General features: G+C 64.2%; 17 protein-coding genes and 1 tRNA gene. 6 read left to right on the forward strand and 12 right to left on the reverse strand.

Features of this window, described 5'->3' with window-relative positions:
- Position 1: 1 nt before the first annotated feature.
- Positions 2–952, reverse strand: coding sequence for an NAD(+)/NADH kinase (locus VM054_11470; protein HUT99678.1), 951 nt, complete (start codon positions 950–952; stop codon positions 2–4).
- Between the two features lie 233 nt (positions 953–1,185).
- Between VM054_11470 and pta the strand changes: the two genes are divergently transcribed.
- Positions 1,186–2,181, forward strand: a complete 996-nt coding sequence (gene pta / locus VM054_11475; GenBank protein HUT99679.1) for a phosphate acetyltransferase — start codon at positions 1,186–1,188, stop codon at positions 2,179–2,181.
- 60 nt (positions 2,182–2,241) lie between these two features.
- Here the strand turns inward: pta and lepB are convergent, their stop codons facing one another.
- The 3 genes from lepB to mgtE all read right to left on the reverse strand — a co-directional run bounded on the left by lepB (position 2,242) and on the right by mgtE (position 4,855).
- Complete coding sequence (lepB, locus tag VM054_11480; protein HUT99680.1) at positions 2,242–2,898, reverse strand: signal peptidase I; 657 nt, start codon at positions 2,896–2,898, stop codon at positions 2,242–2,244.
- 7 nt (positions 2,899–2,905) lie between these two features.
- Entirely contained in the window at positions 2,906–3,457 is a 552-nt protein-coding gene (locus VM054_11485; protein HUT99681.1) for a hypothetical protein, read from the reverse strand.
- A gap of 63 nt (positions 3,458–3,520) precedes the next feature.
- Positions 3,521–4,855, reverse strand: a complete 1,335-nt coding sequence (gene mgtE / locus VM054_11490; protein HUT99682.1) for a magnesium transporter — start codon at positions 4,853–4,855, stop codon at positions 3,521–3,523.
- A 361-nt stretch (positions 4,856–5,216) separates the two neighbouring features.
- Between mgtE and VM054_11495 the strand changes: the two genes are divergently transcribed.
- The 5 genes from VM054_11495 (at position 5,217) to VM054_11515 (ending at position 11,602) form a co-directional block, all read left to right on the forward strand.
- A complete protein-coding gene (locus VM054_11495; GenBank protein HUT99683.1) occupies positions 5,217–8,117 on the forward strand; it encodes a UPF0182 family protein in 2,901 nt (966 codons plus the stop codon).
- The gene (locus VM054_11500) at positions 8,118–9,014 is read left to right on the forward strand and encodes a hypothetical protein (protein HUT99684.1); all 897 of its coding nucleotides are present in this window, start codon (positions 8,118–8,120) and stop codon (positions 9,012–9,014) included. It begins immediately after the preceding gene.
- Between the two features lie 24 nt (positions 9,015–9,038).
- The gene (locus VM054_11505) at positions 9,039–10,124 is read left to right on the forward strand and encodes a sugar phosphate nucleotidyltransferase (GenBank protein HUT99685.1); all 1,086 of its coding nucleotides are present in this window, start codon (positions 9,039–9,041) and stop codon (positions 10,122–10,124) included.
- Between the two features lie 66 nt (positions 10,125–10,190).
- On the forward strand, positions 10,191–10,838 hold the full coding sequence (locus VM054_11510) for a carbohydrate binding domain-containing protein (GenBank protein ID HUT99686.1): 648 nt from the start codon (positions 10,191–10,193) through the stop codon (positions 10,836–10,838).
- A gap of 11 nt (positions 10,839–10,849) precedes the next feature.
- A complete protein-coding gene (locus VM054_11515) occupies positions 10,850–11,602 on the forward strand; it encodes a tetratricopeptide repeat protein (protein ID HUT99687.1) in 753 nt (250 codons plus the stop codon).
- 268 nt (positions 11,603–11,870) lie between these two features.
- Here the strand turns inward: VM054_11515 and VM054_11520 are convergent, their stop codons facing one another.
- From VM054_11520 to VM054_11555, 8 genes are all read right to left on the reverse strand, one after another.
- Positions 11,871–12,176 (reverse strand): hypothetical protein, encoded by a 306-nt coding sequence (locus VM054_11520; GenBank protein ID HUT99688.1) that lies wholly within the window; start codon positions 12,174–12,176, stop codon positions 11,871–11,873.
- A gap of 115 nt (positions 12,177–12,291) precedes the next feature.
- Entirely contained in the window at positions 12,292–15,648 is a 3,357-nt protein-coding gene (locus VM054_11525) for an efflux RND transporter permease subunit (protein ID HUT99689.1), read from the reverse strand.
- Positions 15,645–16,817, reverse strand: coding sequence for an efflux RND transporter periplasmic adaptor subunit (locus VM054_11530; protein HUT99690.1), 1,173 nt, complete (start codon positions 16,815–16,817; stop codon positions 15,645–15,647). The genes VM054_11525 and VM054_11530 overlap by 4 nt, the downstream gene beginning before the upstream one ends.
- Before the next feature lie 88 nt (positions 16,818–16,905).
- A complete protein-coding gene (locus VM054_11535; GenBank protein HUT99691.1) occupies positions 16,906–18,282 on the reverse strand; it encodes a TolC family protein in 1,377 nt (458 codons plus the stop codon).
- A 1-nt stretch (position 18,283) separates the two neighbouring features.
- On the reverse strand, positions 18,284–18,892 hold the full coding sequence (locus VM054_11540) for a helix-turn-helix transcriptional regulator (protein HUT99692.1): 609 nt from the start codon (positions 18,890–18,892) through the stop codon (positions 18,284–18,286).
- A 678-nt stretch (positions 18,893–19,570) separates the two neighbouring features.
- Positions 19,571–19,647 (reverse strand) — tRNA-Pro (locus VM054_11545).
- Between the two features lie 100 nt (positions 19,648–19,747).
- On the reverse strand, positions 19,748–20,218 hold the full coding sequence (locus VM054_11550) for a small multi-drug export protein (protein HUT99693.1): 471 nt from the start codon (positions 20,216–20,218) through the stop codon (positions 19,748–19,750).
- A gap of 13 nt (positions 20,219–20,231) precedes the next feature.
- Entirely contained in the window at positions 20,232–20,945 is a 714-nt protein-coding gene (locus tag VM054_11555; protein HUT99694.1) for a lysophospholipid acyltransferase family protein, read from the reverse strand.
- Positions 20,946–20,996: the final 51 nt, after the last annotated feature.

Here is a 20,996-nt window from a genome sequence, read left to right on the forward strand (position 1 = left end):
TCTACCTGTCTCTATTCTCGTGGGTGTGGTTCGTTCCCCAGAGGAGCTTGTCGCGCAGGACGCCGAAGAAATCGGGAGGGCCTATCCGGACCAGGGAGACCGTGCGCTCGGCGCGCCGTAGGTTGACCCGGTCCTCACGCGTCACCTCGACCCCCACCTGGCCGTCGGCGATGAGGACCAGCGGGTTGGCCGAGCGGATGCAGACCTCCAGGTCGAGGTCCCGGTCCAGGACGACGGGGCGGAAGTTGAGGGTGTGGGGGCTGATCGGGGTCAATAAAAAGGCCGAGATCCAGGGGGCGAGGACCGGTCCGCCGCAGGAGAGGGAGTAGGCCGTCGAGCCTGTCGGCGTGGCGACGATGAGGCCGTCGCCCTGGGTGGTCCCCAGATACCTCCCGCCTATCTTCACGTCGAGCTCGCACACCCCGGCCACGGCGGGTCGGTGGACCGCAATCTCGTTCAGGCAGCGCAGGACGACCCGCCCGCCGTCGGCGAACGCCACCTCCGCCTCGAGCACTAGCCGGTCGTCCAGAAGATACCGGTTCGCCAGGAGCGCCTCCAGGGCACTCTCGAGGTGATCCACGGTGGTTTCAGCCAGGAAGCCCATCCCGCCCACGTTGACGCCCAGGATGGGTACGGGGGCGTAGTCGGTGAGGCGCGCCGCGGTGAGGATGGTCCCGTCGCCGCCCAACGTGACCACCAGGTCGGTATCGGCCGTCGGGGGGTCCACCCGACCCGCCCCGGGGAACTGGCGCAGCAGGCGGTCGGGCGGGGCGACCTTCACCGGAGGCGGGGGCTCCACCACGCGGATGCCCTCCGCGGCGCACCTATTTCGGATGACGTCGGCGGCGATCAGGGCCTCGGACTTGGTCGGATTGACCACGAGGCCTATTTTTTCGAGCGGCTTGCCGAAGCGTCCGGGGGGCGGCTGGCGGTACGGCTTACCGTCGTGCATGTGCGTTACCCTCTGGAGAATACAACGGCAAGATTATAGACACCGTTTCCGGGCCCTGTCAACGCCGCCCTAGTCCCCAACGCCTACGCAAATAACAGGTTACGGTTAAACGGAGTCATGCCCCGGCAAATCCGTCTCAGAGCGCCGCCCTCAAAAAGTATAGTTAAAAACGGGACACTGGTCGTATAATGAGCCCCCGAAAACGGAGTTATACATGGTGAGGAGTCGTACGCATGGACGTCATCCTGGGGATCATCGAGCGGGCCGGTAAAAAGGGTGCCCACCTCGTCCTGCCCGAGGGGGACGACGATCGGGTGCCCGCGGCGTACGCCCGCATCCTGGAGCGGGGTATCGCCAAAAGGGTCACCCTCGTGGGCGGCGAGGTGGAGGTGCTCGAGGCCGCCAAACGGGCCGGGGTCGAGGTCCTGCCGAAGGACATCGTGGACCCCGCAAAGGCCGAGAAGGTCGGTGTTTACGCTACGGGCATCCACGAGCGGCGGAAGCACAAGGGCCTGACCCTCGACGAGGCGGTGAAGCTGGCCCGGGACCGGACCGTCTTCGGCATGGCCATGGTGGGTGCCGGGGACGCCGACGCCTGCGTTTCCGGCTGCGCCACCGCCAGCGGTCACGTCATCCGGGCCGCGCTCTGGACCATCGGCATGGCCCCGGGCATCCGCGCCATTTCATCCAGCTTCCTCATGGTTCACCCGGACGGCCGCTGGGGCGCGGACGGGGTGATGATTTTCTCCGACTGCGCCGTGATTCCGAGCCCCGACGCCGAGGTGCTCGCCGATATCGCCGTGGCCGCGGCGCGGACCGCGCGCTCCCTTTTGGGCGTCGAGCCCGTAGTGGCCATGCTCAGCTATTCCACCAAGGGCTCGGGCGGCGGTCCCGACGTGGACCTGGTGCTCGAGGCCACCGCCATCGTGAAAAAGAGGGAGCCCGACCTCGTGGTGGACGGGGAGCTTCAGCTCGATACCGCCCTCGTGCCCGACGTCGCGCAAAAGAAGGCGCCCGACTCCCCCGTGGCGGGAAGGGCCAACGTGTTGGTCTTCCCCGACTTGAACTCGGGAAACATCGGCTACAAGCTTACCCAGCGGCTGGCGGGCGCCACCGCCATCGGACCCATCCTGCAGGGCGCGGCCAAGCCCATCTCCGATCTCTCCCGGGGAGCCTCCATCGAGGACATCGTCAAGACGGCGGCCATCACCATCTCCCAGATGCCGTAACCGACCGTGTAAAAAAAGAAAGCGGACCACGGTGGTCCGCTTTTTCGCGTGGGTCGAAGCTCAGTCCAGGGGCAGGTTCATCCGGTCCCAACGCACCCCCTCCCCCTCGGGAGCCAGGGAGTAGGAGAAGTAGATCAGGTCGGCCCGGCCTATAATCTCCTCCCCGGCTAAAAGCCCCCAGGAGCGGCTGTCCTTGGAGGCGGGGCGGTTGTCGCCCAGAACCAGATACTTCCCCGGCGGGATGAGCACCGGCTCGGCGAAGCGGCTCGCCGAGGGGTTTTCACCCGGGTCGGCCCCGTCGGTCACCCGGGTCCGGGAATCCGCGGAGATGTACGCCTCCTCGAGGGGTGTCCCGTTGAGGATGAGCCGGCCGCCCTCGATCTGCACCGTGTCACCCGGAATCGCCACCACCCGCTTGACGTACTCGTCCCCCGGCTCGAGGGGCGCGTTGAAGACCACGATGTCGCCGCGTTTCGGCGAGCCGCTCGGCCCATCGCCGGTGTAGCAGAGCTTGTCCACCAGGAGCCAGTCGCCCGGTTTCAGGGTGGGCTCCATCGAATCGGACAGGACGAAGGAACTCTCTACGACCAGATTGCGCAGCACGGCCAGGAGCGCGATCACCAGGATGAGATCGGTAATCAACCCGCTGGACGGGCTCTGCCTCTGACGGAAGCGGCGGTAGCGACGGCGAGCCGTTTCGATTAGCCGCCTGGGCATGGCTCGCCTACTCGGCGAAGAGCTTCTTCTCGACCAGGGTGATGCCGGTCGGGGTGAGCCTTACCGTGCCGTTGCCCGGCATGTCCACGTACTTGTACTTGCGCTTCGCCTCGGACAGGCAGACCTGGATGTTCGCCGGCGCCTTCAGGCCGAGGTGGCGGAAGCACTCCGCGATCTCGCCGTGCAGCACCGTCTTGCGCGCCGTAATCTTCTGAAGATAGTAGAGGTAAAGGGTGCAGCGCTCGTAGTTGGAGTGTACCTTGGCCCCCTTGACGTAGTCCTTGAGGGACTTTACGCCTTCGCCGCCCTTCAGTTCGAGGGGGATGAGGTTGATTTTTTTCGGTTTGGCCTTGGGCCTGCCGCGGCGCTTTTTGGGTTTGGCCGCCCGGGTCTTCGGTTTGGACACCCGTGTTTTCGGCCTCACGGCCAGCATGTCCTTGAAGCGCGCGAACTGCTCGTCTATGAACTCGCGCGTGCCCGTCGCCTTCACGGAACGGGCGGAGAGGTCTATCTCCACCGAGTAGGTCTGGTTCTGTGCGGACGGTTTATCCTCGGCCATTGTCCACCTCGTTTCTGGTCCTTTTCAGGATACGTAAACTCACTTGAACGCTACCGGTACTTTTCACGCTGGAATGAGAAATTTCAAAAGCAGCATACCCAGCCCCAGGTAAATGGTGAGTCCCGTCATGTCGTTGGCCATGGTGATGAAGGGTCCCGAAGCCACGGCTGGATCGGCGCCCAGCCTGCGGAAGACCAGGGGCATGAAGGCGCCCATCAGGGTCGCGACGATGATGGCCCCGATCATGGCCGTCCCCACTACCACCCCGAGCATGGGATTGCCCCCCCAGGCCCACGCCACGCCGCAGACGATCATCCCGCTGAAGAGGCCGAGCAGGGATCCGACCCGCAGTTCGCGCAGTGCGGTGCGCAGGATACTCCCCTTCTCGATCCGCCCCAGGGCCAGGTTGCGGATGACGACCGTGGAGCTTTGCAGGCCGGCGTTCCCACCCATGGCGGTGATGACGGGGATGAAGGAGGCCAGGGCCACCACCTGCTCCAGGGCGTAGCTGAAGAGGTGGATGATGGTCCCGGATAGGAGGGCGCCCAGGAGGCAGATTAAAAGCCACGGCAGCCTGAGCTTGACCACCGAGAGGGCCCCCCGGACCTCGAGCTCCTCGTCGGAGGTGCCGACCATCTTGAAAATGTCCTCGGTGGCCTCCTCGTGGACGATTTCGAGGACGTCGTCCACGGTGACCTCACCCAAAAAGACGCCGGTGGAGTCCACCACGGGGACGGCTAAAAGGTCGTAGCGCTTGAAGAGAGAGGCGAGCTTCTCCTGGTCCTGGGCGGGCGACACCGAGGGGTAGCCGGGTTCGATCAGGTCTTTCACGAGACGGGAATGGGGTGTCGAGGCCAGCGTCTCCATGGTCACCACCCCGACCAGGCGGGCGCCGGAATCCACCAGGTAGACTAAGGTGTGCAGCTCGTCCCCGATGCTCTGCTTGACGAGGCCCTGGGCCGTTTCCACGTCTACGTCGGGCGGTATGCTGACGAAGTCCAGGCTCATCCGCCCGCCGGCGGTGTCCTCGGGGTAGGATAAGAGTGCCCGTATGTCCTCGGTCAGGTCCCCCGGGATGTCCTCGAGAATCTTCTTGCGCAGGTCCGGATCGGCCCGGAGGAGTAAGTCGGCGGCGTCGTCGGCGGGGAGGACGGCCAGGGCGCGCGCGGCGACCCGCGGGGGGACGCTCTCAAAATAATCCGCGGCGAAGTGCTCCGCCATCTCGCCCAACAGGGGCGCCACCGCTTCGGTGGGCCACAGCTCCAGGAGCCTTTCCTGGTCCTCCACGTCGAGAATGAGGAGGGCTCCGGCGAGATCGGCGGGATGGTTTTCGAGGACCAGCTCCCTGAGACCCTGGACATCGGTCCCGTCGAGCAGCCCTTGAAGCCTTTCCGCCATTACTTTCTCTTGTGTTTCGGACGGCATGGTATAGTAAAAAAGTTATTAAACGTGTTGGTGGACCCCAAGGAAAACGATTGGAGGGTGATTGTACCGGTAAATTTATTTCCGGTCAAGAAAAAATTTTATTTAATTATATGAGTTGCAACTTTTTTATATTCATGGAGTTCGAGTCATTCCACAATAATCCTAATTAATATGGTTTTCAGTCGGCGGCACTCCTTTGGTCATCGCCCGTAAACGAGCCTTTGGTTTATTTGGCGCCGTGGTGCTTTTTTCTGGTACAATGTTCACGGTGTTTTCAACGGCCACCAGGGCCCGGCGCCCCTCAGCCCGGCCCGGTTCTTCCGGGGTCACTCGCATGAACTGGATTTCCCGCAAGACGATAATCATCGTGATAGCGGTCATCGTCGGTCTGGTCATCCTCTTGACCGCCCTCTCCGGTTTCTTCGTAGACATCTTCTGGTACACCTCCGAGGGCTACGCCGATGTTTTCTGGACCCGCATCTGGGCCGCGGTGGGCTTCGGGCTCATCATATTCGGCCTGTACGTGATTGTCGTGGGTACGAGCCTCATCCTGGCCTGGTTCTTCAGTCGCCAGAAACCCCACGTCGTCGCCGAGGAGGCGGTCATGCTCCCCTCCTTCGGGGAGAAGCTCCGCAAGTGGGGGGTTTGGCTATTCATCGCCGTGGGGGGGGCCTTCGCCATCATAAACGGCATCTCCGCCGGGGGCGAATGGCAGGTGTTCCAGCGCTTCCTCCACGCCACCAGCTTCGGACTGGTGGACCCCGTCTTCGGTAACGACGTCTCCTTCTACGTCTTCAAACTCCCCTTCTACCGGATGCTCTACGACCACCTCTACGGCGCCCTGCTCCTCTCGACGGTCCTCATCGTGGTCTGGTACGTCTTCCGGAGGATGATCTGGATCGAGAGCTGGAAGCTGCGCACGAACACCCTGGTCAAGGGCCACGTTCTGGCCATGATCGGCGGCCTGTTCGCCCTGAAGGCCTGGGGGTACTACCTGGACAAGTTCGACATCCTGTTCGCGGACCACGGTAAGTTCTACGGCGCCGGGTTCGCCGACGTAAACGCCAGCCTGCCCATGTACAACGTCCTCTTCTGGCTGACACTGGCCTTCGGCGTCGCCGTCCTCGTCCTGACCTGGCTGAAGAGCAACAACCTCAAGATGCTCCTGATCATCGTGGCCTCTTTCATCGTGCTGCCCCTCATCCTCCTCTACGCGGTCCCCTGGGCGGTGCAGACCTTCGAGGTCAACCCCAACGAGCTCCTGGCCGAGGAGTCCTATATCGGAAACAACATCGAGATGACTCAGGCCGCCTACGGACTGGACCGGATCACGCCGCGGGCCTTCGGCGAGTCGGGCGAGGTGATCGAGGTAACGCAGGGGCTCGATAAACCGGGCGATGTTCTGGCCGAGAGAGTCCAGGCGGGCTCCATCGGCGGCGCGTCTTTCACCCCCGAAGAGGTGGAGGGCGCCGGCGTCGGACCGCTCCTGACCCGCGCGGACATCGAGAACAACCGGCCCACCATTGACAACATCCGGGTTTGGGACTGGCACTACCTCAGACCGGTGTACAATCAGATTCAGAGCTTCAAGGACTACTACGAGTTCGGCGAGGACATAGACATTGACCGGTACATCCTGGACGGGCGCCAGACCACGGTCACCATCTCGCTGCGCGAGCTGAACCTGAACGGTCTGCCGCCGCAGGCCGACACCTGGCAGAATCGTCACCTCGTGTACACCCACGGCTACGGTGCCGTGTCCAACCCGGTGAACCTGAAGAGCCCCTCCGGCCAGCCGGTCTTCTACCTCCAGGACATCCCCATGGAGAACCGGATGGAGGTCGAGATAGATCGGCCCCAGATCTACTTCGGCGAGGGGAACATGGACTACTCCTTCGCCCCGGCCTCAGAGCCCATCGAGATAGACTACCCCGTAGGGAACACCAACCAGCTCACCAGCTACGACGCGAGCCTCGGCGGCGGGATACCGGTAGGCGGGTTCTGGCGTCGCCTGGCCATAGCGATTTATCTGGGCTCGCTGGACGTGTTTCTCTCCGACTACATCACGCCCGAGAGCCGGCTTCTCGTCCGCCGCAACGTTCTGGAGCGGGTGGACGAGGTTGCGCCCTACCTCTACGCCGACACCGACCCCTACCCGGTGTTGACCAACGGGGGAATCTACTGGATCGTGGACTGCTACACCGTCACCAGCCGCTTCCCCTACTCCCAGCCGATGCTGGACAACGGTGGGAACTACATCCGCAACTCGGTTAAGGTCGTGGTGGACGCCTACACCGGTCACATGGACTTCTACGTCGTGGGCGAGGACCCGCTGATCGAGACCTGGTCCAATGTCTTCCCGGGCATGTACAAGGATTTCTCCGAGATGCCCGACGACATCCGGGCCCACCTCCGCTACCCCAACGCCCTGTTCGCCATCCAGAGCCTGGTCTTCGCCACCTACCACATGAGTGATCCGCAGGACTTCTACAAGCGCTCGGACCGCTGGGAGATTCCGGGACGCAAGGAGGGCGAGCTCTTCAGTGCTTATTACATGACGATGCGCCTGCCCGGGGAGCCCAAGGAGGAGTTCATCGCGGTCACCCCATTCGTACCCGAGGGGAAGAAGATCATGGTGGGCTGGATGTGCGCCCGGTGCGATCCGGGCATGTACGGCGACCTCGTGCTCTACACCTTCCCCCGTACAGCCACCATCTACGGCCCCGAGCAGATAGACGCCCTGATCAACCAGAATCCCGAGTTTTCCAAGGAGCGCACCCTGTTGGGAAGCGAGGGGTCCCAGGTCGGGCTCGGGAGAATCGTCATCATCCCCATCGAGAACTCGCTCCTCTACGTGGAGCCGGTCTATATCCAGGCTGAGGCGGACGCCATCCCCGAGCTGAAGTACATCCTGGTGGCCTACGGGAACCAGATTGCCATGTCCGACACCCTGGACGGGGCGCTCGACAAGCTCTTCGGTCCCGCGACCCCGACCGCCGAGGAATCGGTCGTCCCGGAGGAGGGTGGGGAGGCCGTGCCGGAGACGGTGGAAACCGTGCCGGTCATCCCGACCGAGCTGGGCGAGATGCGGGACCTCGCGCGGGAATTCGACACCGCCTGGAAGGACTACAACGACGCCCGCGCCGCCCGCGATTGGGATGCCTTTGGTCGCGCCGAGAAGCGGATCGAGAACCTGCTCGACCGCCTGGACGAGTTGGCGGGGGGAAACCTGTAGATGAGAGCCGCGCCGCTTCTGTTTTTAGCCCTGGGCACTGCCGTCGCGGCCTCCAACCTGACTGTACCGGCGGACGGCCTGGTGCGGGACGGGGGTCTGGTCTCCGTCGAGGCCGGGGGTGTGTGGCTGACGGGCGGCCAGACGGGCTCCTGGGCCGAGTATGAGGTCCAGCTGCCCTCCTGGGGAAAAAGTTTCGCCGTGGACATCGAGTGGTGGTCCCCCAGACCGGGCGACGGGATAGCGGTTTACCTCTACGACTACGGCGCCAAGGGTCCCGACGAAATCCTCGGCGCCCCGGGGGGGCTGGATTTTCACTGGCGTCTCTGGAGCGTCTCCACGGACCGCTACGGCTTTTTCTCCTCCTCCCCGGAATTCCTCCTCACCCGGGGCGGCAACCCCGGCGGCCTGCGCCCGGTGGACGACGCCTGGAGGGTCAGGCTCCTGGTCTACGCCGATGGGGGGCTCCCCTTCGTCACCGACGAATCGGTCCACCTGGAGCGCGTCCGCTGGAACATCTCGGAGCGCGACGAGCTGTGGAGGCCCGATTCATCCAGCTGGGGCGCCCTCGTGGTCCCCGGTGACGCTTCGGGCTTCGATTTCGAGCGCGACCTCCTGGTCGCCTCGGCCACGGGAAGACCGCCCGTCGGCGAGGAGCTCACGGCCCGGGGACGGCTCCTGGCCATCCGCGCCGCCACGGTTCAGGCCCTCGCCCTGGCCGTGGCCTACATCGGGAACTTCATCCCCGACACGGTGAAACCCGACCAGTTGCCCGGTTACCGCATCCTCACCCGGGAGCAGCTCGGCGACGGCCGCTGGTTCGTGGAGATAGGGATCCCGCTGAACGGGCCCGGCGGACTGGCCGATTTTCTGGGCTACATCGAGATTCGGCGGAAGTGATCCGCCGCTGGGTCGCCACAAGACGTGACTACCCCCGCAAAACCCGTCCTCGCGTTGATGGCGGGGGGGAGCGGCCGGCGTTTCTGGCCCCTCTCCCGCTACCGGCGGCCGAAGCAGCTCCTCTCCCTCGGCGGGGAGGAGAGCCTCCTGCGCGGGGCGTTTCACCGGGCGCTGCTCCTGACCGACCCGGAGCGGGTTCTCGTGGTGACCCGGGAGGACCTGGGGGGGGTAATCTCCGCGGAGCTTCCCGAGCTGCCCGGGGATAATTTCCTCCTGGAGCCGCTCGGCGCCGATACCGCCCCCTGCGTCGGGTTGGCTGCCCTCGAGGCCGCCCGGCGTTACGGCGACCCGGTGCTGGTCATGCTGCCCGCCGACCACCTTATCGCGGACTCGGACCGCTTCGCCGGCGTGGTGCGGAGCGGCGTCGAAATCGCCCGACGGGAAGAGCTCCTCGTCGTGCTGGGTTTGCGGCCCACCCGCCCGGAGACACAGTACGGATACATCCAGGCGGGGGAAGCCTCCCCGGACGGGTACCGGCCCGTTCTCCGGTTCACAGAGAAGCCGGAGCCGGCGGAAGCCGAACGGTTTTTAACGAGCGGCGGCCACTACTGGAACTCGGGTGTTTTCATCTGGCGCGCGGGCGTCATCCTCGGGGCCCTCGAACGGCACGCGCCCGGGGTTTTCCGTCCGCTGGAAACGCTGGCCGGCCTTGCTGGGCCGTTGTCCGGAGAGGTTCTGCGCTCCGCGTACGCCGCGGTCGAGCGCATCTCCGTGGATTACGCGGTCCTGGAGCGGGCCGACAACGTGGTCATGCTGCCGGCGGACTTCGCCTGGGACGATCTGGGTCAGTGGACCAGCCTGCACCGCGTCCTCCCCGCGGACGGGGCGGGGAACACCGTCGTCAACGCCGCCGGGGCCCCCGAGCCGTGCCTTCTCGACTGCGAGCGCTGCCTGGTTTACAATGAATCCAGGGGGAGAATCTGTCTCGTGGGACAGAGGGACGCCGTGGTCGTGGCCACCCCGGATGCGTTCCTGGTCATCCCCGCCGGGCGCTCCCCGGAGGTCCGGGCGCTCTCGGAGAGTTTCGACCCGCCGGGAAAAGGCCCTTGATGGAAACGCTTTTCTGCGGTAACCTTACCCGGGGAATCCCGCCCGAGACGCCGGAGCGAAGTGCGGATGAAGGACTGCAACGGTAGGATTACGGCCACCCTGGCGCTAATGGTACTTCTGGGCGGAGCGGGGTGTGTGAAGGAGACGGAGCCCCCCGTGATACCCGTCACGTCGCGGCCCGTCGAACTCGCCGAGACCCCGGAGGTCACCGCCACCACGGACCGGGTGATCGCCGATTTCGAGGACATGGACGGCTGGGGTTTCACCAGCTATCCGGGCGAGGTGGACGGCTACCTCACCCAGAGTTACGACGATGAGCCCAGCCACGACGGTGACTGCGCGGCCAAGCTCGTCTACGATTTCTCGAGCACGGGCGGCGTCACGGCGGCGGCCTACGCGCAGACGGCCCACCTCCTGCCGCTGAACTGGGACAGCCTCAGCCTCTGGGTGTACGGCGACGGGTCCGGGCACTGGCTGCGGGCCGAGTTCGTGGACTCGACGGGGGAGAAGTTCGTCGGCAACCTGGCCCCCAGCATGGACTGGAAGGACTCCTGGCGCCTGTGCACGTTGAACCAATCGGACCTGGTGGGCCTACGCGACGCGGGGTCCCGCCGGCATCCGCCCCTGGCGCTGACTCGCATCTACCTGGTGGTTCTGCCCACCGGGGAGCACGACTCCGGCGAAATTTACTTTGACACCCTGATCCTGAAGTGAAAAGGGCGAAGATGAGACGCTCGACGATAGTGTTGGTTCTGATTGTTGTGCTTCTATCCCCCTTCCTGGTCGGGTTCGACCTCTTCAAGACCATCGCCGCCGAGGAGGCCATGAAGGAGGGGAAGGAGCTCTTCGAGACCGGCGAGTACGAGCTGGCGGAGGGCAAATTCAAGGAAGCGGCGCTGGATCTGCCCAAGCTGGCCGATCCCTTCTTCTGGATCGGGCGGACCTTCGAGGCCCGGGGCGATACGGTCAAGGCGGCCAAGTACTACGACGCCGCCCTGGAGCGCAACCCGTCCCACTTCGATGCCCTGAACGCCGCGGCGGGCCTGGCCACCTCCGAGGCGCGCTGGTCCGAGGCCCACGGCTACCTCCGCCGGATGGCCGACCTCAATCCCACAAACCCGGTGATCCAGGCCAACCTGGGCTACGTGCAACTGGCCCTGAAGGATTACGGTTCCGCCGAGACGAGTTTCCGGGAGGCCATCCGCCTGGGCGGCGAACTGGGGCGGGCTTACGACGGGCTCGGTCTGGCCCTCGACGCCCGCGGAAATGCCGATGAGGCGGAAGAGGCCTTCAGGAACGCCGTCGAGCAAGACCCGGCGCGCATCGAGGCTTACGTCCACCTCGGTCTTCTCTACGAGAAGCGGGGGATGGCCGACGAGGCCGCCGGTGCCTACACCCAGGCCCTGCGCGTGAAAACCACCGGTCCCTTCGCCGAGATAGCCAAGAAAAGGCTGGACGAGCTGGGCGTCATCTACTGATACCTCGGCTGCCGGTTTGAGCCCCGGTGGGCCGCCTGGTCGGCACTAATAACGCCAAGGCACGTTACGCCGAATGTAGGGCGGGGACTTCAGTCCCCGCCGCGTTTATCAAAGGTAGCCCTCACCTTTAATCCCGTGCCTTGCAGGCCTTCCACGGGGAGAGGGAGAATGAACCTCGCCCCGGCCCGAGCCTCGCGGAATCCGGGGGGATGGCGCCGACCCAAAAAAAGAAAAGGCCCGCGGGCCTTCTTTCCATGAGGCGGCAACTTCAGCTTTTACCCTTCTTGCGCGCCAGCACGACGCGGAAGCTGCAGTTGGAGCAGGTGTACTCCACGGCGTTTATCTTCTCGTTCTCGGCCTCGCGGATTTTCGGGTTCGAGGCACCGCAGACGGGGCAGGTGCGCAGGGCGAGGTCCTCGGCGGCGTGCGCGGGACGGAACTTGGCCCACTCGAACCGCGTCCCGCACCTGGCGCATTGGGTGACGACCATGCTCACCTCGTCGTTAACGGTGACCACCTCCACCGTGGCGCCGAACTTCCCGCATTTGGGGCAGTAGGTCCCCTGCTCACCCATAAGCACCCCCTATCCCACTGCGATTATACCACATCGGAGATGAGACCGACGTCGAGGAAAGGGGCGGCTCGGGGCCGCCCCGTAGGACGAGTCCTCGCTTCGGTTGAAAGAGCCCTTACTCCAGGACGCCCTCCGGGGGTACGTAGTTCTTGAAGAGCTTCCGCTTGATCTTGATCTTCACTTCCTCCAGCCAGGAGTAGAAGGTCGGCACGACCACCAGGGTGAGGACCGTGGAGATGGCCAGACCGAAGATGAAGGCCCAGCCTAGTGGTGCCCACTGCGGATCGGAGAGGGCGAGGGGGAACATGCCCCCGATGGTGGTGACGGCGGTGAGAAGAATCGGGGTCAACCGGATTTTCCCCGCCTCGACGATGGCCTCGCGCATGGGCGTGCCCTCCTTGCGCCGCTTGTTGATGAAGTCCACCAGGACGATGGCCCCGTTCACCACGACGCCCGCCAGGCCGATTATCGCCACGAAGGCCACGATGGTGAAGGTGCTCCCGGTGATGACCAGGCCGGCGATGGCGCCCACCGACGCCAAAAGAATGGTGGACATGACCGTGATCGGCTGGGCGAAGCTGTGGAACTGGAGGGTGAGGACGATGAATATCAGCAATACCGCCAAGAGGGCGGCGAAGCCCAGGTCGGAGAAGCTCTCCTGGATGAACTTGTAGGAGCCCTCGAAGTCTATACGGTACCCGGGCTTGAGGACGACCGAGTCCTTCACGTACTCCTTGAGCCGGGAGGTCACGTCCACGGGGCTGTAGCCGGGAAGGAGGTCGGCCTTGAGCGTTACCGCGCGGTCGCCGTTGTAGTGCCGGATCGAGCTGATGCCCTCGTGGTTCTCGATGCGGGCGATGTCGCCCACCATCACCTGGTTGCCCATCGCGTTGCCGACGAAGAGGTTCTCCACGTCGCCGACGGAATCCAGGCGCTCCTTGGGTATCTTTACGACGATGCCGTACTCCTCGTCCCCCTCGCGGTAAACGCCGGCCGTCGCCCCACTGATCAGATAGCGCAGGTTGAGGGCCAGGTCGGAGGAGGTGAAGCCGAGGAGGTTGGCCTCTTGGCGGCGGAGAACGGTCTGGATTTCCGGCGTTCCAGGGGAGATGTCGTCGTAGGGATCGCGCACCCCGGGTACCGTCTTCAGGAAGGCGATGAGCTGATCCATGATGTGCCGCTGCTCGTCGAGATTGTCCCCGTAGACCTTGATGTCTACGGCCGATCCGGTGGGCGGACCGCCGGTGGATTCGGCGAAGGATACGTCCACACCCCCCACCTGGGCCAGGTAAGGCCGCAGGTCCTCCTGGATTTCTCGGGCGGTGCGCTCCCGGTCGTCGCCGGGGACGAGGTCTATGATGAGCCCGCCCTCGTTGGTGTTGGTGATGCCGAAGAAGTTGCCGACGCGGACGTGCCCCCCGCCGCCGGGCTGGTCCCCGCTCATAGCCACCAGACGATCAATCTCCGGCACGTTCTGGGTGACGATCTTTTCCAGTTCCTTCACCTTGGCGTCGGTGATATCCAGGGGGGTGCCGATGGGGGTCTCCAGGTTGATGTAGATCGAGTCCGTGTCCACCGAGGGGAAGAGCTCCACCTTCAGTATCCCCAGAGCCGGCAGGGACACCACCAGAAGGAAGGATCCCAAAGTGAGGAAAAAGACCAGCTTCCTGCGCCTCAGGGCGCCGCGTACCACCCTCTCGTACCAGTTCCCCAGCCGGCGCAGGTTGAGCACCTCGCCCAGCCAGAGGCCGATGCGACCGAGCGTGCGCCTGAACCGGCCGCTCTCCTCGCTCTCCAGCTCCTCCCGCGTCTTCTTGAGCTTGATGAACTTGGCCGCGATGGGCGGGGCCAGGATCAGCCCCACGAAGAGGGAGGCGAAGAGGGCCAGGGAGACGGCGATGGGGATGTAGCCCATGAACTTGCCCATTACCCCGCGCATCATCAGCATGGGCAGAAAGGCGAAGATGGTCGTCATCGTCGAGGTGAAGACGGGGTATGCTATCTCGGCGGTGGCGGCCACGGCCGCCGTCTTCCGGTCCTTGCCCATCTCGAGGTGGCGGTAGAGGTTCTGCACGGAGACGATGGCGTTGTCCACCAGCATCCCGACCACCAGGATGAGCCCCGAGATGGTCATGGTGTTCAGGGTGCCGCCGGTGAAGTATATGACGGCGATGGCGATCATGAGCGAGAGTGGGATGGCCGTGGAGACCAAAAGCGCCGTGCGCAGGCCCATGAAGAGGAAGAGGACCAGGATGACGATTAACACGCCCTGCAAAATATTGCCGGTCATCGTGTCCAGGCTCTCGTTCACCTCGTCGGCCTGGTCCGAGGTGATGTCCAGGGTCACCCCCGGCGGAATCGGCGCCACCCGGCTCGGGTCAATCCCGGCCTCGCCCAACTGGTCGGCCACCTCACCCCGGCTCACCGGTACGAGCTCCTCCTCGTCCGTGCGGACCTGGATGGTGAACGAGTCGCTGGAGGCGAAGTAGAGGCTGCGGATCTGTGTGGGGAGAAGCTCCACCCTCTGCCCGTCGGTCAGGGTGACCCTCATGGATTCCCCGGGGATGCCCAGCCTCTGTTTTATCGCCTGAGAGGTCTCCAGTACGTTGGAGTTCGTACGGCGCTTGATGGAGATGGTCACCGAGTCGCGACCGTTGGTGCGCGAGGTGGAGGCCACCTCCGCCGGGCCGTCCACGACGTCGGCTATCTCGGAGAGCCTGACGCGGGCGCCCGTCGAGCCGGCAACGATTATCTCCCCCATCTGGGCGGGGTCGTCGAACTCGCCCATGGCGCGGACCAGGTAGCGCTGGGGGCCGACCTCGATCGTCCCCGCGGGTAATTGGAGATGTTGGGACTGTATGGCCCCGACGACCTGTTGGGGGGAAATCTGATACTCGGTGAGCTTGGCGGGCTTGAGCTGAATCTGAATCTCGCGTTCCACGCCGCCCACGACGCTTGTGTCGAGCACGCCGGGTATCTTCTTCAGCTCGTCGGCCAGGTCCTCGGCGGTTTGCCGGAGCGTGAGGGGGTCCATTTCCGCCGAGACGGACAGGACCATCACGGGGATGTCGCTCAGGCTGAACTCGACGACCTCGGGGGGCTGGCACCCGTCGGGAAGGTCGGGGGTCACCTTGTCCACCCGCTCGCGGACCTTGTTGATCGAGTCCTCGAGATTGGCGTCCGTGGTGAACACGACCTGGGTGAAGGCAAGCCCCTCAGAGATGGAGGAGTAGGTCCGGTCGAGGTCCGGCAGGTCCACCATGGCGTCCTCGATCTTCTCGGCGACCTGCGTCTCCATCTCGTCGGGTCCGGCGCCCGGGTAGAAGGTGACGATGAACGCCACCGGAATCTCGATGTCCGGGTCCCCCTCCTTGGGGATGGTCATAACGGCGAAGACGCCCGCGATGATGACCATAAGGACCACTAGGAAGAGGATGCGGGGCCGTTCGAAGGAGATCCGCGTTATCTTCACTGCAAGCCCTCCCCCGCCGCCTTTTCCGCGCCGCTTTCACGGTTCGGGATGGTGACCAGGCTCGAGTCCTCGAGGAACTGCTGCCCCTCGGTCACGATCTCCTCCCCGGTCTCGAGCCCCTCCACCACCACCACGCGGTGGTCGGTCTCCGGCCCGAGGGTCACCGCCCGTCTCTGGACCCGCAGCCGCGTCGTCGGCTCCGACGGACCGGGCTTTCCGTCCTCTCCCGTGATGGGTATGTCCTCGACCACCTCCTTCACCACGAAGACGTAATCCACCTCCTGGATTCTAACCGCCGCGTTGATGGGGATGGTCAGCACCTCGCCCAGGTCCTTTATCGGCAGGCGGACGTGGGCCACCATCCCGCTTTTCAGGCGTCCGTCGGGATTTTCCAGCCGGACCTCCACCGGGAAGGCGTGGGTGCGGGAATCGGCCTTGACCCCGATGCTGTAGACGACCCCCCTGAACACCTCGTCGGGGTAGGCGTCCACGGTGACCTCGACCTCGCTGGCGGGGAGCACGGTGCCGATGTCCTCCTCGTTGACGCCGATGGACACCTTCATGGGGTCGGTCTTGACGATTTCGAAAACCTGATAGCTGGGGCCGACCATGGAGCCGATGTCGAAGTTGCGCACGGCGACGACGCCGGCGATGGGGGCCCGGATGGTCGTCTCACTCGCCGTGTCCGCGGCGCGGTAGTAGCCGGCCTGCGAGGCGTCGTAGTTTATCTGCGCCGCCTCGTAGGCGTTGGAGATGTTCTCCCACTGGGCCGCGGAGATGGAACCGGTGTCGTGGAGCGGCTTGTAACGGTTGTAGTTGTCCTCGGCCTGTTTGAGCTGGAGCTTGGTCGCCTCGAACTGGCCCCTGGCCGCCTCCGAAGAGAGCCAGTAGCTGGTTCCCTCGATCCGGGCCAGGGCCTGGCCTTTGCGGACCTCCTCTCCCACTTCGACGTAGATGTCCTGCAGGCGCCCCGCTATCTCCGGGGCGACCAGGGCCTCCATCTCCCCGCGGATGACCCCGGCCAGGTCCCGCTCGATGGTCTCGTGGGAAGTGCCGACGACCTCGCTCGACACGGTGTAACTCTGCTCAGGGCTCACCATCCGCTCCCCGCCGCAGGCCGCGAGCAACAAAAACGGGAGCGCATAGGCGATGGGTGTTAGGTGGCGCATCCTTTTCCTTCCGGGATCTGTTGATGGGCAAGGGGTTTAAACCCCTTGTCTCAGAACGGTGACGCGGCTGGCGCGTGGTTGGAAAAGCTCAGGGTTCGATTGCGCCCATGAGCGAGGCCAGGTTCTCCCGGGCCACGAGGTAATCGTAGCGCGCGGAAACCTCGCCCAAGCGGGCCATGAGATAGGCCAGGTTGATGTCCAGGTAATCGGCCTCCACGTCGGACACCAATCCCTGGGCGGCCATCTGCTCCATGATGTCCAGGGCTCCGCCCGCGGCCTCGAGCTGCTTCGCGGAGACGCCGATCAGGGCGACCTTCTCCGTCAGCCCCAGGTAGGCGGCCTCGACGCCGGTCATAATGGCCTGCTCGGTCAGCTGGATTTCCAGGCGGGTCTTGCGCTCTTCGGCCCGGGCCTGGGCGACGTCGGCCAGCCGCCGGGTGGAGGCGAAGAGGTCCAGGCTGGCCGATACGCCTATTCTCCAGTAGTCGTCGTCCTCATAGAAAGCGAAGTCGTCACCCTGCACCCAACCGTAGGCCGCCTGGAGGTTGATCTTCGGCCAGAAGGCGCTGGACGCCAGGCCGAATTGGCCCTCGGCCAGGCGTTCGCTCTTGCGCACGGCCTTTAAACCGGGGTTGTTCTCCCCGGCATAGTCGAGGGCCTCATCCAGGGAGATGGCCGGCCCGGTCGGCTCGCCGACGTCTACGGGGGTGAGGCGGACCTCCCGGTCCAGTTCGACACCGATCACGTCGGCCAGGTTGACCCGGCTGAGCCGGACGATGTTCTGGGCGGTGATGACCTCCCCCTCCGCCGCCGCCAGCTCCGACTCCGCCCGCAAGAGGTCCACCCGGGAGGCGAGCCCCACGTCGAGGTTGACCTGTGTGATCTGGACGTGGTGGGTCAGGTTCTCCTGGTTCTTCCGCTGGACGGCGAGGAGCTCGTCGGCGCGCAGGGAATCGAGGTAGGCCTGCTTGACCGCGAGAATGGCGGCCTGACGGGCGGCGACGAGCTGGAGCTCGGCCATTTCCTCCCCGGCCGCGGCCATGACCTTGCCCCAATAAACTGCGCCGCCGTTGAAGATGGGCTGCGTCAACGTGATGGACGTCGAGAAGTTCTCGTAGTCCACGTCCCCCGGCAGACCACCCTGGCCGTCAACGCTCTCGTCAATCCCCCACCAGGGGTCGCCCGGACCGGCGGTGGAATACCCGCTGGAGCCGCTCATCCCGGTGGTCGGGTAGGCCCCCGAATATTTCAGGTAGGTAACGCCGGCGGCTACGTGGGGGAAGAAGTTGCTCATGGCCGACCAGTCGGCGGCCTCGGCGGAATTCTCGGCCTCCGCGGCGATGCGGACGTCGAGGTTGTTCTCCAAAGCCAGCCGGACGGCCTCGTCCATGTCCAGCGTGGTCAGCGGCTCGGCAGTCGCCGCCAGAGGAATTAAAAAAGAAAGGCAGAGAATCGGTACGCGCATCCTATTTTTCTCCCCGGTGGTTTTTGATGATGCCCTGTCGGGTCGCTACCTCGCCCCACCGCTGCCAGGGGTACGCCTCGAGCTCCCGGTAGAGCTTACGCAGCCAGAGGTGCATGTACTCGATGTTCTCGCCCCAGAGCTTCATCAGCGCCCGGCTGGAGGGGAAGGGGTAACGCTCGGCGATGTTCAGGACGTGCTCTTTGTAGTGCTCCTCCATCTCCACCGTCCGCTGCTGCAGCTCACGAAGGGCCTCGAGGGCCGTTTCCTTGGGGAGGACGTGGATGAAGGCGATGCCGATCATGGGTCGCAGCCTGTCGCCCCGGGACCGGAGCATGCTGAAGAGCTGTTCCTCGAGGACGGTCCGACCCGCCGGGGTGATGGAGTAGACCTTGCGCGTGGGGTACTTGCCCTCTTTTTGGTACTCGAAGGTCACGTATCCCGTTTTTTCGAGCTTGTTCAACAGGTAGTAGATGGAGGAGATGCCCAGTTTTCCCCAGTGGTTGATCCCGCGGTTTTTGATCTCGGTGTCTATCTCGTAGCCGTAGCGCGGTGATTCCGCCAGGAGGGCGAGGACGGCTATCTCGGCGTAGGGTGAGCTTTTATCGTTCATGGTCCAGGGCTTTTTAAATGGAATACCAGAAATGTTTAATTGTCAAATAGTTAAATTTAAACTGTTTCATTTTAAAATAACACAGACTAGTATAAACGGTTTATCCCGCTTTTTCAAGGAAATTCTTCCACCTGTGTTGGGTGCCGTAGAACGGCTGATGACGGGCGGTTGCGGATATGAAAATAGGTGGGTCCACCGTCTGCGCCCGGTGGTTCCGTCCCTCGCAACCTTAGACTCCCTGGGTGGGAAGCGGGTTTCGAGGTTGGTGAACCGGGGTAATAGAAAGCGCCGTTTTTTTAGCTGGGTAAAGCAAAGGGCGTGCCGTCGTTAGGGCGGGAGTCAAGAATGGATGTATCTTCTTGATAATAAACCGAATTTCAAGTTGAGCGGAAATTCGTAAGCCCCGCTCGTGACAAAAAGGGTGCAGGTTTTCCATCCCCTGGGAGAAGCACGAACGGGTCCCCCGACGGTATCCTTCAGTTAAGGCGTTTTAAATCAAGGAGTTGTCTCCTGCATGAAAACCTGAACTATTCCTGACTGAAACGGACTAGTTTAAACAAATCTGCACCGCCCCAATTCCAGCCTCCGCTTCGCAACAACGGCCCCCGCGTTTGAGGTGATGACGAGCATACGAATCAACCGCAAAAAGAGGTCCCCCATGGGAAACCTCTTTAAAGGTGGTCGGGGCGAGAGGATTTGAACCTCCGACCCCCTAGTCCCGAACCAGGTGCGCTACCAGACTGCGCTACGCCCCGACCGGAGAAAATTTTTTTAAGGCCGCGGCGGGCGGCCGGGTCGTTGAAGCGGGGGTATTGTACCGCCACACACCGCCTTTTTCAACCCCGGCTCGGGTCATTATCCGCCGAAGAAAAGGTCGGCCGTGCCGATGACGCCGTAGTACGCCAGGCTGACGATGACCCCGGCGAGTAGCACCCCGCCTATGACCGCCGGGAAGGCGTATCGGTTCTGGATGCCGAAGATGAAAGCCGCGGCGGCGCCCGTCCAGGCTCCGGTGACGGGCAGCGGGATGGCCACGAACAAGAGGAGGCCCAGGGCCTCGTACTTCTCAACGATGGTGCCCCGGCGGCGGGTGCGGCTGAAGAGCCACGAGAAGAAGCGGTCGGCCCAGCCCCATTTCCGACGCAACCACCCGCTGACCGGGTCCAGCCACAGGAGCAGGGGGATGATCGGCAGGAGGTTGCCGATGACCGCGGCGGTGTACGCCTCCCACCACGGCAGCCCGTGCGCCAGTCCCCAGGGCAGGCCGCCGCGGAGCTCCACGATGGGCGCCATGGAGATGAAAAGGGTCTGGAGCCAGGGGGACAACGCATCCTCCGCGTCAGTTGATGCTCCACCTCTCGCCGGGCGACGGGCGGTCCGGTTTTTCGTCGGTTACGAAAGTGCCGTAAGGCTCATGTGGGAGCCCCAGCTCTCGGAGGCACCAGTTTCGCATCCGGGCGATCTCGTGCATCACCCGCCCGCTCGCGGCCTCGTACCACGCCTGTTTGTCAGCACCCCTGGGCGGGGGCTCGATGGTCAAGGGCGGCGCGATGTAGGCCCTCACACGGGGCGGTTTCCCCCGAAAAACGTCCGTGAGGGCGTCGTGGCTGCCGTGGATGTACACGGGCAGGACCGGCGCGCCGCTCCAGCCGGCGATTAACCCCACGCCGGGGTGGGGCCGGCCGAGGCCGTCCCGGCGGATCCGCGTCCCCTCGGGAAAAATCAGCACCGCCCGGTTCTCGCGCAAAAGTTTCAGGGAAAGCTTGACCGCCCCCACCTCCGAATCCGTCTCCAGGGGGAAGGCGCCCAGGTTGCGGATCAGCCAGCCGAAGAAGAACGGCTCGAAGAGGAAGGCCTTGGCCATAAAAGTTACGGGTCTGGACACCACAACCGAGGCCACGGCGGGGTCGGCGAAGCTGGAGTGGGTGGCGGCGACGATGAGCGGCCCTTTTTTCGGGATGAACCCGCGCCCCAGCAAACGGAGCCGCAGGAGCGCGTGGCAGGCGATACGGGCGAGAAACAGAATGAAGGCGTATAAGAGCCTCTGCAGCATGACGGACCCCGATGGCGGTCAATGGAGGGAGATGATAGGACGCCGCCCGGC

This window comes from bacterium (assembly GCA_035528375.1).
GTDB lineage: Bacteria > RBG-13-66-14 > RBG-13-66-14 > RBG-13-66-14 > RBG-13-66-14 > RBG-13-66-14.